Source organism: Frankia sp. CeD, assembly GCF_000732115.1.
GTDB classification, from domain to species: domain Bacteria; phylum Actinomycetota; class Actinomycetes; order Frankiales; family Frankiaceae; genus Frankia; species Frankia casuarinae.
In genome coordinates this window covers 15,424-30,303 of record NZ_JPGU01000003.1, presented here as the reverse complement: position 1 = coordinate 30,303, position 14,880 = coordinate 15,424, and the positions used below count along the sequence as shown (strand labels likewise).

14 protein-coding genes are annotated in these 14,880 nt (G+C 68.2%); 2 read left to right on the top strand and 12 right to left on the bottom strand.

Features of this window, described 5'->3' with window-relative positions; genetic code table 11:
- From CED_RS03040 to nifV, 11 genes are all read right to left on the bottom strand, one after another.
- Positions 1-360 (bottom strand): nitrogen fixation protein NifZ, encoded by a 360-nt coding sequence (locus CED_RS03040; protein ID WP_011438833.1) that lies wholly within the window; start codon positions 358-360, stop codon positions 1-3.
- Positions 357-812 carry a nitrogenase-stabilizing/protective protein NifW gene (gene nifW, locus CED_RS03035; RefSeq protein WP_011438834.1) on the bottom strand — a complete coding sequence of 152 codons (456 nt, stop codon included), beginning with the start codon at positions 810-812 and terminating at the stop codon, positions 357-359. Before nifW ends, CED_RS03040 begins: the two co-directional genes overlap by 4 nt.
- Positions 809-1,075 (bottom strand): CCE_0567 family metalloprotein, encoded by a 267-nt coding sequence (locus CED_RS03030; protein WP_035908573.1) that lies wholly within the window; start codon positions 1,073-1,075, stop codon positions 809-811. Before CED_RS03030 ends, nifW begins: the two co-directional genes overlap by 4 nt.
- A complete protein-coding gene (locus CED_RS03025) occupies positions 1,065-1,508 on the bottom strand; it encodes a NifX-associated nitrogen fixation protein (RefSeq protein ID WP_011438836.1) in 444 nt (147 codons plus the stop codon). The genes CED_RS03030 and CED_RS03025 overlap by 11 nt, the downstream gene beginning before the upstream one ends.
- Positions 1,505-1,939 (bottom strand): nitrogen fixation protein NifX, encoded by a 435-nt coding sequence (nifX, locus tag CED_RS03020; RefSeq protein WP_011438837.1) that lies wholly within the window; start codon positions 1,937-1,939, stop codon positions 1,505-1,507. Before nifX ends, CED_RS03025 begins: the two co-directional genes overlap by 4 nt.
- The gene (locus CED_RS03015) at positions 1,933-3,642 is read right to left on the bottom strand and encodes a nitrogenase component 1 (RefSeq protein ID WP_035908572.1); all 1,710 of its coding nucleotides are present in this window, start codon (positions 3,640-3,642) and stop codon (positions 1,933-1,935) included. The genes nifX and CED_RS03015 overlap by 7 nt, the downstream gene beginning before the upstream one ends.
- Positions 3,642-5,012 (bottom strand): nitrogenase iron-molybdenum cofactor biosynthesis protein NifE, encoded by a 1,371-nt coding sequence (gene nifE, locus CED_RS03010; RefSeq protein WP_035908571.1) that lies wholly within the window; start codon positions 5,010-5,012, stop codon positions 3,642-3,644. Before nifE ends, CED_RS03015 begins: the two co-directional genes overlap by 1 nt.
- Positions 5,013-5,220: 208 nt before the next feature.
- Positions 5,221-6,777: a nitrogenase molybdenum-iron protein subunit beta gene (gene nifK / locus CED_RS03005; RefSeq protein WP_035729059.1), complete on the bottom strand. Its 1,557-nt coding sequence runs from the start codon at positions 6,775-6,777 to the stop codon at positions 5,221-5,223.
- Between the two features lie 67 nt (positions 6,778-6,844).
- A complete protein-coding gene (gene nifD, locus CED_RS03000) occupies positions 6,845-8,305 on the bottom strand; it encodes a nitrogenase molybdenum-iron protein alpha chain (protein WP_035908570.1) in 1,461 nt (486 codons plus the stop codon).
- Positions 8,306-8,348: 43 nt separating this feature from the next.
- Positions 8,349-9,212, bottom strand: coding sequence for a nitrogenase iron protein (gene nifH / locus CED_RS02995; protein WP_011438842.1), 864 nt, complete (start codon positions 9,210-9,212; stop codon positions 8,349-8,351).
- Between the two features lie 201 nt (positions 9,213-9,413).
- Positions 9,414-10,619, bottom strand: a complete 1,206-nt coding sequence (nifV, locus tag CED_RS02990) for a homocitrate synthase (RefSeq protein WP_035729057.1) — start codon at positions 10,617-10,619, stop codon at positions 9,414-9,416.
- A 742-nt stretch (positions 10,620-11,361) separates the two neighbouring features.
- On the opposite strand from nifV, the gene CED_RS02985 reads away from it, so the two are divergent.
- Positions 11,362-11,799, top strand: a complete 438-nt coding sequence (locus tag CED_RS02985; protein ID WP_011438844.1) for a hypothetical protein — start codon at positions 11,362-11,364, stop codon at positions 11,797-11,799.
- Between the two features lie 128 nt (positions 11,800-11,927).
- Here the strand turns inward: CED_RS02985 and CED_RS23340 are convergent, their stop codons facing one another.
- Entirely contained in the window at positions 11,928-12,155 is a 228-nt protein-coding gene (locus CED_RS23340) for a hypothetical protein (protein ID WP_041258067.1), read from the bottom strand.
- Between the two features lie 2,277 nt (positions 12,156-14,432).
- On the opposite strand from CED_RS23340, the gene CED_RS02980 reads away from it, so the two are divergent.
- Complete coding sequence (locus CED_RS02980; protein ID WP_011438847.1) at positions 14,433-14,855, top strand: molybdopterin-binding protein; 423 nt, start codon at positions 14,433-14,435, stop codon at positions 14,853-14,855.
- Positions 14,856-14,880: the final 25 nt, after the last annotated feature.

The window sequence follows — 14,880 nt, the reverse complement described above, 5'->3', positions numbered from 1 at the left end:
TCACGACCGCCCTTCCTTCCCCCCGGCGGTCGCCGTGCCGGTGGCCGGAGCGGTCGCCGAGGAGGTCGCGGTGGTCGTCGCGGCGGGTGCGGCGGTACCGGCGGCGACAGCCGCGGCCTGCTGCCACTGCTCGGGGGAGACGAGCTCACGTTCCAGCGCGCCGACGATGCGGCCGTGGTCGAAAGCCACCGCGTACACGATGTGTTCCTGCAGGTAGAGGCCGACGTTGATGACCTGGCCACGGGTGCCGGCCTCGACGAGAACCTCACCGACGGCGATCGCCGGGTCCGGATACGTGCCGTCGTTACGCAATGCCTTGACGGCGACCACGATGTCGCCGACGTCGTAGGTGCTGTTCATCGGGTTCCACCCAGGTAGTCGGCGGACGCGGCGGCGTGGTGCGGCCAGGCGGACTGGGACGGCTCCACCGGGTCGGACGGCGCCGACGGCTGGGGCACCGTCGGGGTCAGCCGCTCGACGGTGATCGACGACGCGGGCACGAACGACGACTGCGGAGCGCGGTCCTGCAGCACCTTGAACAGGCGGTGGTCCAGGGCGGAGGCGGTGGTGAAGGCCTCATAGGAGCGGATGAGCGCGTCGCGATACTCCCGCAGCAGCTCCACCGGGTTCCCGGCCTCGGTCCGAGTGTCGTGCAGCTCGACCAGCTGGTTGGCGAAGTACCGGAGGATGTGCAGCCGGTTGACGGCCAGGACTCGCGGGTCGTAGTCGACGTCCAGCAGGATGAAGTACTCCTCGGCGGTGGAACAGCGGCGGAAGTCCGCCAGCTGGCCGGCGGCCATGCTCACGCTCATCGCGATGTCTCCTTCTTGAGCAGGCCCTCGAGGAGGGCGATCTCCGCATAGGCGTCGTAGGTGCGGCGGGCGGCGTCGAGCAGGCCCTCCCNGCCGATCGGGNGGNCCTCGGCGAGGNCGTGCAGGTCGAGCTTGAGCTGGGAGGCCCGGCTGCGAAGCTTGCGCAGCCGCAGCTCGGTGTCGGCCGGGGCGCCCCCTGCCGGGGTGTCGGCGGCTTGGGCGTCGGCGGCCGGGGTGTCGGCGGCTTGGGCGTCAGGAGTCATCGCGGGCCACCTCGTTCCATCGTTCGATCTGCTTGGTCGCGCCGGTCACCAGCGACTCGCCCCGGGCGGAGAGCTCGTCCATGGAGCCGAAGCCGAACCGCTGCACGTCCCGCAGCGCGTCGGAGAGGACGACGAGCCGCCCGGCACAAATGATCACGCGCCCGAACCCCTCGTGGCTGAGGTCGAGCACGGTGGTGGTGAACGCCCCGGTCGCCTTCTCGGTGGCCGCCGCGACCGCCTGGTAAAAGGAGCGCACCCGGCCCTCTACGGCGGCGTCGATGTCGCAGTTCACCGCGATCTCGCGGCGCTGCTCCCGCGTGACGATGAACGGGCGGAGCAGGTCCTCGTCGGAGAACCGTTCCAGTTGGCCGTAGGTGTCCCCGGCGCGCAGCTGGTCGACCAGGTCGCCGAGGAAACCGGTCTTCGCGGTCATGCCGCGTCCCCCTTGGGCTTCAGAGCCGTAGCACCGCCGCGGGTCCAGGTCGCCGCCGGCTGCGGCTCGTGGGACCGCAGCACCTTGCGCAGCCAGGGCGGAGGATTGCCGGCCAGCGTCGAGGTGTAGCGGCGGAGCAGCTCGGGGATGGCGGTGCCCTTGACCACCTTCACCGGGTGAACCCGGGCCTTCACCACCTTCGCCGCGGCCGTCCCGCCGATATCACTGATGTTGAGAATCGCGCAGTCCGAGACCGCGGCGAGCCTGGATTCGATCTTGTCCTGTTCGTCCGTCGGCGCCGCGTCGAGCGCGCGGGTCTCCAGGAACCTGGCCCCCTCGGGGCCGACCTCGTACACGTCGAACCGTTGGCACCACCCGAAATGCTGATCCACAGCGGTGCCGTCGCTGGTCGCGAAGGCGATCTTCAACACGGAGACTCCTGGAACAGGTTGTCGAGTTGATCGGATTCACCCGCGGAGCCGGGTTGGGTGGGGATCTCGGTCCGGTGGGCGGGCTGTCCATCCGCGCCAGACACGGAGAACCTCCGCCCGGAACGGCGGTGCACGTGCTCGTGATCGAGCAGACGATTCGCGGCGTCGATGAGCAGGCGCAGGCTTCCGGCGTACCCGGCGGTACCGGCCAGCGCCGCGCCGAGCCGATCGAAGATCGGGAAGCCGACGGGCAGGTGCGCGGCGCCAATCCGGTCGGCGACCTCGCGGGCGTGGCTGGAACCGAGGACGAGGTGCGCACCACCCGCCCGAGCCCGTTCGGCGAGGTCGGTCAGATCACCGACGACGACCTCGTCCCAGGGCGCGTCCGCGAGGACCGGCGCGGCGGTCGGGGACACCGCCGCCACGACCTCGGCCCCGACGTCGTGCAGCAGGGAACCGACGGCGACCAGGGTCTCCGGCTCCATTGCCAGCGCGACCCGGGCGCCACCGAGGACGAAGTGCGTGTCGAGCAGACCGTCGGCGAGCCGGGCCCGGGCCTGCCGGACCCGGGCCGGCGCGGACGCTCCGGTGAGTTCGATCAGCTCGGTGACCAAGGTGTCCATCTCCGTCAGCCCGCTGAGATGACGGTGGCGGAGGATCCGGGCGCCGGTCCGGGCTGCGAGCAGGTCACCGGCCGCCGCCGCGGTCGCACCCGCGACGAGCACGGCCCGCGACCGACCGAGCGCCCGCAGCCGCGCGAGCCCGGTGCCGCCGGTCGTCGTGGGCTGCCAGGCGGGGGCCAGGTGCCCGTCCACCGATCCGGACAGGTCGGGGACGAGTACCGGGTCGAGCCCAAACGCGCGAATCAACTCACCGAGCTCGTCGAGGTCGGCCGCCGTCAGGGACGGGCCGACCAGGACGGCGAGCTGGCGCGGGTCCAGAGCACCACCGTCCGCCGCCGCCACCCGTCGGGCGGCGGACCCCAGGGACCTGGCGGACCTGGTGGACCTGGCAGCCTCGGCGGACCCCAGGGACCTGGCGGACCTGGTGGACCTGGCAGCCTCGGCGGACCCGGCGGACCCGGGGGTAGTGAGATGCGTTACGGGAGCGCTGGCCGCGATGAAGGCGGTGCGCCCGGTAAAATACCTCGCTTCGGAAGGCTCCGTTTCGGAATGCTCTGCCGGCACCACCGCTCGGACCAGCGCCTCCAACGCGGCCGACCAGCCGTCGGACAGCCCCCCGATGAAGTCCGGGGTGGAGACCCCGACGATCAGCGGGGCCCTGCCGGGGGCGGAGCCGTTCGCGCCCGCCTCCGGCCCGCTCGAGTCGGTCTCGTTCCAGGCCGAGAGGTACTTGCGCAGCTGGCCGCCGACGTCCTCGCCGCTGACCTCGGTGACCCCCGTGGTGAGCAGGCCGATGATCTCCGGCCGCTGCTTCTTCCGGATGGCATCGAGCGTCTCCACCATCGCCTCACCACTGCCGAGGACCGCGGTCACCTCGGTGATCGCGGTGGTCTGCAGCGGGATCGGCTCGTTGAAATGCCGGGTGAGCAGGGCCTTGGCGAATGACGCGCACCCCTGCGCACCATGCATGATCGGCAGCGAGCCGGCGAGGCCCAGGAAGACCAGCGCACCCCCGAGCGGCTGGCTGTGCTTGAGCGGGTCGATCGTCGCCTGCCGCTCTCCGGTCACGATCTCGGCCATCAGCGGGCTCCGACCAGGTCCCAGGGAGCGGGCCGGCTGACCTGCTCCCAGACCGGGCTCGCGATCGCCAGGTCGAGGCGCCGGGCGAGCTCGACCATCCCGGTGTAGCCGGCGTAAGGGATGTGCCGCTCCTGGTTGATATCGAGGAACGGCAGCCGGCCCTTCAGCGCGGTGTACTGGTTGCGGCCGCCGGCGACGAGGATGTCCGCCCCGGTCTGTTCGGCGACCCGCAGCAGCTCGCGCGGACNGCCCTCTTTGATCATTTTTGCGTCGCCGAGCAGCTCGCGGATCTTGTCCACGTCGCCGTCGGAGCTCTTGGTAATGCCGCTGCCGACCACCTCGATGCCGAGGTCCTGCAGCGCGGACACGATCGACCAGCTCTTGACCCCGCCGGTGTATAGCACCGCCTTACGCCCGGCGAGCCTGCGCCGGTACGGCTCAAGTGCGACGGCGACGGCCGCCTCCTCGACAGCGATGAGCTCCTCCGTGCGGCGGGAGAGCTCGTCGTCCTCGAGCAGGCGGGCGAANCCNCGCAGGGNGTCGCCCNTCGCCCNGGNGCCGTAGAAGCTGCCCTCGAACCACGGGATCCCGTAGCGTTCCTGCAGGCCACGGGCGAGTCCGAGCAGCGCGCGCGAGCAGACCACCATCGTCGCCCTGGCCCGATGGGCCGCGGCGACGTCACGGTAGCGGGCATCACCGCTGATGCACGCCTGCACCCGAAGGCCCAGCCGGGACAGCAGCGGCAGGACGTCCCACAACTCCCCGGCGATGTTGTACTCACCGATCAGGTTGACGTCCCGGTCGGTGGTGAGCTCCGGCTCAACGGTGCCGATCACGTGGTCGAGCNGGGCCTGGCCGGCGAGCCGGTTGCCGAGGTTCTNGCTGCCGACGAACCCGGGCGAGTGGATCGGGATCACCGGCACCCCGGACTCGGCGGCGGCAGCCGCGCACACCGCGTCGAGATCGTCTCCGATCATCGCGGTGACGCAGGTCGAATAGACGAAGACCGCTGGCGGCGAGTGCCGCTCGACGACCTCCAGGATGGTGTCGAACAGGCGCTGTTCCCCCCCGAGCACCACGTCGTTCTCGGCCATGTCGGTGGTGAAGCCGTGCCGGTAGAGCACCGGCCCGGACGACAGGCTGCCTCGGCCGTCCCACGAGTTGCCCGCGCAGCCGATCGGGCCGTGGACCACATGAGCGCAGTCGGCGATCGGGACGAGGGTGATCATGGCTCCGTCGAAGGCGCAGCCTCCGGAAGTGCCCCCGGGCTTGGGTTTGGGACAACCCGCCTTGCGGGCCTTGGTGCTCTTGGCGTTGTTGTGGTTACAGGCCGGTTCGGTGAACAGCGCGACGCGTTCTGTGGCTGCCATGGGCCATCCTCGGAAGGACGCGGTTCTACGGGCACGGTTCTTGAAAGAGGTGAGACGGGGGCGAGGGGTCGATCGATCCGGGAGGTGATCGATCGACCCCACGGCGGGGNGGNCGGCCGGNCGCAGGGNGCGCGGNGGGTGCGGCCGGCCGACCACGTTCAGATCCGGCCGGGAGCCGGACCGGCCACAGCTGTGCCCGGTCGGACGCTCAGCGGACGACGTCGAAGCTGTGGTCGGGGCTGGTGCGGTCCAACTCGTCGAGCACCGTGTTGACGAGCTGGGTGAGCAGGTGCAGACCGCCGGTGTAGCCGACGATCGGGAAGCGGTGCAGGTGGTGCCGGTCGAAGATCGGGAAACCGACCCGGACCAGCGGCACGTTCGCCTCCCGGGAGATGTACTTCAGGTACGAGCTCCCAATGAGCAGGTCGACCGGCTCGGTGAAGACCAGCGACCGCAGGTGCCAGAGGTCCTTGCCCGGCCAGACGGTCGCCGCCTCGCCGAACTTGCTAGTCGAGAGGACCTTCTCCAGCCTGGGCGCGAAGGAGTTGTCGGCGTTCGTGCTCAGCAGGTGGACCGGGATCATCCCGAGTTCGAGGGCGAAGCCGGTCATCGCGATGACGAGGTCAGGGTCACCCGCGATGGCGACCCGCTTGCCGTGCAGATAGGCATGCGAGTCGGTGAGCGCGTCCACCAGGCGGCCACGCTCGGCGGTGAGCTCGGCCGGGATCTCGACCTCCGCCAGGCGGGCCACCTCAGTCAGGAAGCGGTCGGTGTTCTTCACCCCGATAGGGGTCTCGAGCACCACCGTCTCCTGCTTCCACCCGTCCCGGACGAACTCCGTCGTCTTGCGGGTGGTGGTCTCCTGAAGCATCACGGTAGCGCGGCTGAACCGAGCCGTGGCGGCCTCGGCGAGCGGGGTACCACCTGGGTAGAGCTCGTACTCACCCGTCGCCGGCGAGTCCAGGGAGCTGCTGTGGTCGCCCAGGATCAGGGGGTCGACACCCATCAGCTCGAGGATGCGGCGGTACTCGCGGNGGTTGCCGACGTAGGTCTCGAAGCCGGGCACGATGTTCAGCCGGGGCTTCCCGGGGGACTCGACCTTGTCGGCGTCCGCTGTCCTGCTCAGGAGCTCCAGGATGCCCTTGAGCATGCTGTCGTAGCCGGTGAGGTGCGAGCCCACGAAGCTCGGCGTGTGCGCGTACGGCACCGGGTAGTCGGCGGAGATCGCGCCCTTGTCCCGCGCCGCGCCGATGTAGGCGAACAGGTCCTCCCCGATCACCTCGGCCATGCAGGTGGTGCTGACCGCGACCATCTTGGGCTTGTACAGGGTGGTCGCGTTCTCGAGCGCCTCGACCAGGTTGTTCAGCCCGCCGAAGACGGCGGCGTCTTCGGTCATCGACGAGGATGCCGCCGGGACGGGCTCCTTGAAGTGCCGGGCGAAGTGGCTGCGGAAGTAGGCGACGCAGCCCTGCGAGCCGTGCACCAGGGGCATGGTGCCCTCGAAGCCGAGGCCCGCCAGGACCGCGCCGAGCGGCTGGCACGCCTTGGCCGGGTTGACGGTCAGCGCCTCCCGGGCGAAGTTCTTCTCCCGGTACTCCCAGCCGCGGGTCCACTCCAGGACCCGGGCGACCTCGGCGGCGTCGCTGCCGTTCTCGAACTCGCGCTTGCCCTCGAACTGCTTCTGGTAGACCTCGTCCTTGAACAGCTCGCTGTGGTCGAGGACCCGCAGCGGGACGGAACTGTTTGTTTCCGGAGTCGTCGTCACCGGACATCCNCCCTTCTACCGTGGCTGATGACTGCCGGCTACCGCCGGCGGGGGCCGGACCGGCCGGTCAGAACACCTCTCCGGCCTTCGACCAGGGGGTCTCCATGAGGTCCCAGGTCGGGCTGTTGATCGCGATGTCCATGTCACGGGCGAAGACCGCGAAGCCGTCCACGCCGTGGTATGGCCCGGAGTAGTCCCAGGAGTGCATCTGGCGGAAGGGGACGCCCATCTTGTGGAAGACGTACTTCTCCTTGACGCCCGNGCCCATCAGGTCCGGCTTGAGCCGCTTGGCGAACTCCTCCAGCTCGAAGGCCGTCGGGTCGTCGTAGAGGACCACGCCCTCCGCGAGAGCGGGGTAAGTACGGGTGTAGTCGTCCTTGTGCGCGAACTCGTAGCCGGTGCCGACGACCTCCATGCCGAGGTCCTCGTAGGCACCGATGGTGTGCCGGGGCCGCAGTCCGCCGACCGCGAGCATGACCCGCTTGCCTTCCAGGCGCGGCCGGAAGGCGTTCGTGATCTCGTCGAACCGGACCTGGTAGCGGGCGATCGCAGCCTCGGTCTTCTGCTTGATCTCGTCGTCGAAGAAAGCCGCGATCTTCCGCATCGAATCGACGATCTTGGTAGGACCGAAGAAGTTGAACTCGGTCCACGGAGTGCCGTAGCGCTCCTCCATGGTCGTGCAGATGTAGTTCATCGACCGGTAGCAGTGGATCAAGTTCAGCTTCGACAGGTGCGTCGAGGCCATCTCGTTGATCGTGCCGTCACCGGACCACTGGGCGATGACCCGCAGGCCCATCTCCTCCAGGATCTTCCGGGAGGCCCAGGCGTCGCCGCCGATGTTGTAGTCGCCGATGAGCGCGACGTCATACGGCGTCTGCTTGAAGGTGTTCCCGCCGGTACCCAGCACGTGGTCGCGGACCGCGTCGTTGGCGATGTGGTGGCCGAGGGACTGGCTGACCCCGCGGAACCCCTCGCAGCGCACCGGGACGACCGGCAGCTCGAGCTTCTTCGAGGCCTTGCGGGAAACCGCCTCGATGTCATCGCCGATCAGACCGATCGGGCACTCGGACTGGACCGAGATCCCCTTGGCCAGCGGGAACAGCTCGACGATCTCGTCGCAGACCGTCTCCAGCTTCGGGTCACCGCCGAAGACGATGTCCTTCTCCTGGAAGTCGGTCGTGAACTGCATCGCGGCGAAGTTATTCACGCCCCAGGGGCCGCGGGCGTAGTTGCGCCGGGTGGCCCAGGAGTACTGGCCACAGCCGACCGGGCCGTGGCTGATGTTGACGATGTCCTTGACCGGGCCCCACACCACACCCTTGGAACCGGCGTAGGCGCAGCCGCGGATCGTCATGACCCCCGGGCGGGATTTGATGTTGGACTTGACCTCGCACTCCTTCGACCCATCGGGGTCATTGGCCTTGAGGTGCTTGGCCCGGAACTTGGCCGTCTTCGCAGGGTAGTTAGACAGCACCTCGGCGATCATCGCCTCGGTCTCGGCCTTGATAGGTGCCGGCGTCGTCGTCATGGTCGGGACCTCATCCTCGACGGAGTCGGAGCAGGTGACAGGGTCAGGCGACAGCGGCGGCCTTGCCGATGATGCTCTCGTCCTCCTGCTCCATGATCCCGAACTCGATGAGGAGCTCCTCGAGCTCGTCCATGGTGATCGGCGTCGGGATGGTCTTCATGTCGTTGTCGACGATCTTCTTGGCGAGCTGCCGGTACTGGTCGGCCTGCTCGTTCTTCGGGTCGTACTCGATGACCGTCATCCGGCGCAGCTCGGCGTGCTGCACGACGTTGTTGCGCGGGATGAAGTGGATCATCTGGGTGTTGAGCCGGCGGGCGAGCTCAATGATCAGCTCGTCCTCGCGGTCGGTGTTGCGGCTGTTGCAGATGAGCCCGCCGAGCCGGACACCACCGGAGTGCGCGTACTTGAGGATGCCTCGGGCGATGTTGTTCGCCGCGTACATCGCCATCATCTCGCCGGAGGTGACGATGTAGATCTCCTGCGCCTTGCCCTGGCGGATCGGCATCGCGAACCCGCCGCAGACGACGTCACCGAGGACGTCGTAGGTGACGAAGTCGAGGTCCTCGTAGGCGCCGGCCTCCTCCAGGTAGCTGATGGAAGTGATGACACCGCGGCCGGCACAGCCCACACCGGGCTCCGGGCCACCGGACTCGACGCACTTGATGCCCCACTGGCCCTCTACCAGGACCTCGTCGAGCTCCAGGTCCTCGACCGAGCCCTTCTCGGCAGCCAGCTGGATGACGGAGGTCTGGGCCTTGGAATGCAGGATGAGCCGGGTCGAGTCGGCCTTGGGGTCGCAGCCGACGATCATGACCTTCTTGCCCATCTCGGCCATCGCCGCCATGGTGTTCTGCTGGGTGGTGGACTTGCCGATACCACCCTTGCCATAGAATGCGATCTGGCGCATGCGGTGTTCCTCCTCGGAACGGTTGCCCAGCGCAGGGGGCACCGGTGCCACGACCACGCCGATCGGGCAGGTCGGGCCGCGAGAGCCCCTGGGCTGGAGTCGTGCCGCCGGCCGGGTTTGGCCGGGACATCGGCACAACCGTTAGTTGTTGATCTACCCCGTTGCGTCTGTCAGCCGGGTCCGGGTCCTGCCGGACCCGGCCTAGGACGGCGGGGCCTCCACTCGGGGGGCCGGCACTTCGGCCCGCCCGAGAAGCTCCTGGAAGTCACGGCCGTGCAGGCCGCGCTTCGTCTGGGTCGCCGTGGTCCGGACCCGCTCAAGCAGCGGCTCGATCTCGCTGTCGTCGGCGGTGATGCCGTACTGGGCCAGCGCGTAACGCACCGAGGCCCGGCCACTATGCTTCCCGAACGCGAGCCGCCGTTGCCCGCCGACTTCGGCGGGGTCGAACGGCTCGTAGGTCGACGGGTGTCGCAGCACGCCGTGGACGTGGATCCCCGACTCGTGCGCGAACACCGACTCACCGACCACCGCCTTGCCTACCGGCAGCGGGCGGCAGGCGGCCCGGGCCACCATCCGCGCGAGCCTGCGGAACGAGGTGGTGTCCAAGTCCACCGGCACCTTCAACAGGTGCCGCAGGGCCATCGCCACCTCCTCGAGCGGGGCGTTGCCGGCCCGTTCCCCCAGACCCAGCACCGTGGTGCTAACCCAGGTGAATCCGGCCTGAACCGCGGCGAGGGTGTTTGCGGTCGCCAGACCGAAGTCGTCGTGGGCGTGGATCTCCCACTCCCCCGGGACCGCCTGGACCAGCCGGCCGAGCCGGGTGTAGGCGCTGACCGGGTCCAGCAGACCGACCGTGTCGGCCCAGCGGATCCGGGTGGCGCCCCACTCGCGCAGCTCGCCGGCCAGCTCGATGACGAAGTTGTCGTCCGCGCGGGAGGCGTCCTCCAGGCCGACGCTGAATCGCAGCCCGCGGTCGGCCGCGTCGAAGACGCAGTCGCGGATGCGGCGCCGCGCCCATCCCCGGTCCCGGCCCAGCTTGCTCTTCAGATGCAGGTCGGAGACGGGAATGGTGAGGTGCGCGGTGACAATTCCGCAGGACACCGCGGCATCGATGTCGCGGCGGTCGGCCCGGCACCACGCCACCACGCCGGCCTGGGGTTGCGTCGCGAGGATCTCCCGCAGGACATCCCGTTCGGCGGGTCCCATGGCAGGTATTCCGGCCTCGATCTGGTGTACGCCGATGGCGTCCAGAGCAGCGGCGATGGCAAGTTTCTCGGCTGCGGTGAATGCCACTCCAGGCGCCTGCTCGCCGTCGCGCAGGGTGGTGTCGCAAAACCTGACCGGCGCGGCCGGCTCGACCGTAGGCGCGGATGAGCTGGGAAAACGGGGACCGGGCACTGTCATCACCAGCCGTCGATCGAGAACAGAAGGCCATGGGATCGCCCCCGAACAGTGGTTCTTCGTTTGTCCGGTGGCGACACGAAGAACACTAGGAGCCGTTTATTTCAGCCCTGCAAGCCCCGGTAACTTCGGCGTTAACAGGTATTCCGTCGGGATGACTGGAAGCTTCTCCCGAAAGATACCTCGAAGGATATTCTCAAGGAAAAATCTTTAATTAAAATTTTCCTGGAAACTTTCCCCCGTGGCGCCGCCCACATAGCCCCGGGCGCGCCGCCGAAGTGGTCCGGAGCACACGGTACGCCAGGAAGATCGCCCGATTACGGGGATCCCCCAGCTCCGTCGGCGCGATGTAGATGACAGTAGCAAACGCCCCGTGCAGATGAGATGTTATCGGAACATTCGAACAAGAGTTTCAGCGAGGTACCTGCCATGTTACGTAGAGATGTCGGCGCTATCGATGCTGGTCACGGCGGATGAACAAGATGACTCACATTCATGTTGGCAGCTTCCCGACCGCCGCGCGATCCCGATCACCAGGATTAACTTTTCCGAAACCGACAAGGTCCGTCGTGAGTGGACCTCGCCCGAGGAGTCGGTTATCTTATGGATAACAGTTATTTTCCGCCGGGCGACGCCGGGCGACGCCGACCTGGCAGCACGCAGTGCTTTCCTATGGAGAGCGGAAGGAGCTGGGCGTGTCGGTTCGCGCATACGTGGAGTACTTGGGTTGCCAGTCGGGATGGTAGAGATGACGGACACGCAGATGGTCGGCGTGCCGTCCGACCCGCCGGGAACGTGGGAGGACCTGCGTGCGACCGTAGTAGGCAACAACGGTGTCTTCCGGATCAACATGGGGACACTGCGGGAGATCGGCGGCTATGGCCGATTGGGTACCAACGTGCGGCAGATCCTGAGCCGGAACCTCGCCGGCATCGGTCTCGGGCACCTGCCCACGGAACTACCGTCCTACCAGGACAAAGAGGTTCTGCTCTTCCAGTTCGGCACACCGGCGGCAGAGATCGTCGAGGCGGTCCGGGAGGGCGCCTCCGACGGAGCTGAATCCGCGCTGGTCAGGCTGAACTCCTCGCAGGACATCGCGAAGGTGCGCGACGCCTCACTCAAGGCTGTCGAGCTCCTCTCGATTCTGAACGACCGCTGCCGGGACTGCATGCGCCCGCTGCATTAAGCGACCGGTGGCCGTCACCTCCGTCGCCGGCCTGACGGTCGGCGACGGAGGTGTCTGGTCGTGGCTGCCGGAGGCGGTGGACCGCCAGGTCAACCGGGGGAAATCCNGCAGCTTCGTGTTCGTCACGCCTATGTTTGATCATGGCCGCGAACCACGGCGTGGGAACGACGGCGACAAAGCGTCATCGTGGCGACGGCGCTGTCCCGCTCCGCCCACGCCATCGCCCAGTGGAAGTGGCCATATCGTGGCTGACCGTCATGGTTGGCGGCACGGACCGGGACGGCGGGCGGCGTTTTCCAACGCCACCCGCCGTCTTCGGCATTGAACTCGCCGTTGAGCTTGGCGTTGAACGCCATGAGACAATGCACCGTCGATCGAATCCCGCATCGCCGGGACGGCCCCCGCATTCGCGGAGCGCACTTGCATTTGCCGGAACGCACCTGCGCTGTCGGCCTGCCCCCGTATTTACCCGGCGCCCCGCATTGTTGTTGAGCACTCGCATTCGCCGGACGCCGCTGCACTCGCATTCGCCGGACGCCGCTGCACTTGCATTGAGCGCCCGGAACAGACGTGGATGCCTTCGGTGGCCGCCCGGTCCGGCGTCCCGTATCCGTGGCGTCAGGGGTGGAGTCAGGCCGCGGTGCCGGTTGTTCCGGCCGGCCCCGTCGACGGAGGCAGGCGGGCGGGATTCGACGCCGGCAATCCGGTGGTTCGACTGTTATCGATGACCACTACCGGGAACTGTACGGCCAGCAGCTCACCGGTATCGGCGTCGACTCACTGCCGGTGGACTGGCAGCGCGAGCAGCTTGAGTGGTTCGCCGCCGACGTCGCCCCCCGAACTGCGTCGCCCCCCGAACTGCGTCGGGCGTATCCGAGCACCCGCTGGGAGCCGCAGGATTCGGCCCAGACCGCGTCACAGGCTTCGACGTAGGCCGCGTCACGGGCCTCGTCACGGGCTTCGACGTAGGCCCCGTCACGGGCCCCGTCACGGGCTTCGACGTAGGCCCCGTCACGGGCCCCGTCACGGGCTTCGACGCAGGTCCCGTCACGGGCCCCGTCACGGGCTTCGACGCAGGTCCCGGTTGGCTGACCCCGATCAGCCGAGAGATGTCGGCCGCCGCGGATCGCCGGCCGAGAGCCGACGACTGCTGACGGGGGTCCGCGGCACCACCCACAGGAACGCTCCGAACCCCGGATCGATGGTCGCGCGACGCAACGCCGCCAACACCACGCGTACGTGAAAGGCTCCGCAGGAAACCGAGAAGCCTTTTTCCATACCGCAACCATGCCCCCAACCGACCAAGCGCCGCGACCGGCGCAGGCGTGCCGCTATAGCAAGTGATGAGTGAGCGCGCACTTGCGCTAACTCCAGCCGGCAGCCGAGCTAGCAGGCGGGCGCTAACTGTTGAAAGCGTATCAGCTAGCACGGCAATCACCGCTCGACCACTTCTCGTCCGGCTTATCGAAGGTCAGTCCGTCTCGTCGGACCGGTCCAGTGATACCACCGCCGCGCGACGAGCGGATCGGGCGACCGCGCCGCACCGATCACAATGCACAGCCAGCCGCACATCCAGACATCCGGCCGACCATGAACGCGGTGCCGAGGAGGAACGGTCCCCTCAACGTCGTTGACCGACGCCCGTTCCGGAGCACTCCAGCGGCGGTTCCAGCGCGAGGGNTGCGCACCCCTACGAGGNAGTCCGACACCGGAAGCGGGGGTACCCCTTCTGGCCCCCTCATCGGGAGGTAGGCCATGGCCCGGAACATTCTCGGCTTCCCTGAACACCGTTCCCCGCAGGCGTGTCGGGAATACGGATGACGGGGACAGCCGGGTACAGCGAAAACAGCCCTACGAGGCCCTCCGCAAGCCCCCTACGGGGTTAGTCCGGAGGTTGGCTCGGGGGTTAGTCTGGGGGTAGTCCGGCCTAGGCGCCGGTTCCACCGTCGGCAGCCGTTGCCATCGGCCGCCGGCCATCGGCCATCGTGATTCTCCGCGGCTCGGCTACCCGGTCGGCTACCCGGGGCAGCCGCTCGGACGGTCCGCCGAGAGTNGCCGTTGTTTAATGTTGTGCGCTTTCGTTGCTTCAGCACGATTGCCCGATGTCATACGACGATGATCTGTTGTTGCGGGGGTGGACGCCAGTCGGATGATCGGCGGGGCTGCCGCCGAGGGNGGCCGGGNTTTNTTTGGGTCGCAGACGTGGGTGGATCAGGCGCGGGNGACCTGGCGCCCATGCTGGCGGCGAGGTAGGTGTGTTGTCTGACATGGCAGTGGGTAACAGTAGAGCTTCTGGCGACATTTCCTGCCTATCCGTTGTGTCAAGGCAGTGTTCTGTCGGTGCGGGGCGCCTGCGTGCGGGAGGCCGGACTCTCGGGGTCGGTGGTCGACATCGACCTGTTCGGGGTAGGCGAACCGGTGGCACCGCACTGCCCGCTCCCCCCGACGCGGGCGGTGCGACCCGCACGGACCGATCAGGCGCGACCGCCTGTCGGACATCACTCGTCCGCAGGACCCTTCCGCACGACTGTTCCGCACGACTCTTCTGCAGGTGAGGCATGTACGCGGCACGGACGGACGGGTAGGAGTTGACTGACGGCACCTGGCGGCACCCGAGAGGACAAGGTGGACCGATGAGCCTGAGCATCCGCAACCGACTGACCGGAACCGTCACCGACATCACCGAAGGTGCGGTGATGAGCACCGTGACCGTCGATCTTTCCGGCGGGCAGACCGTCACCGCCGCGGTGACCCTTGATGCGATCAAGGATCTCGGCCTCTCGGTGGGGGCCACCGTCGAGATTCTGATCAAGTCCACCGAGGTGGCACTGGCCACGGGCGGCGTGGACGGTCTGAGCATCCGTAACCGGCTGCGCGGCACGGTATCCAGCCTGGAGACCGGCGGTGCCATGGCCGTCGTGCACATCGCCCTCGACGGNGGCGGCGTGCTCACCGCGGCGATCACCCTGGCCGCCGCGACCGACCTCGCTCTGGCCGCGGGTTCCTCGGTGACTGCCCTGGTCAAGTCGACGGAGGTGGCCCTCGCGACAGCCTGACGGGGCCGGCTGCGCGCTTAACCGC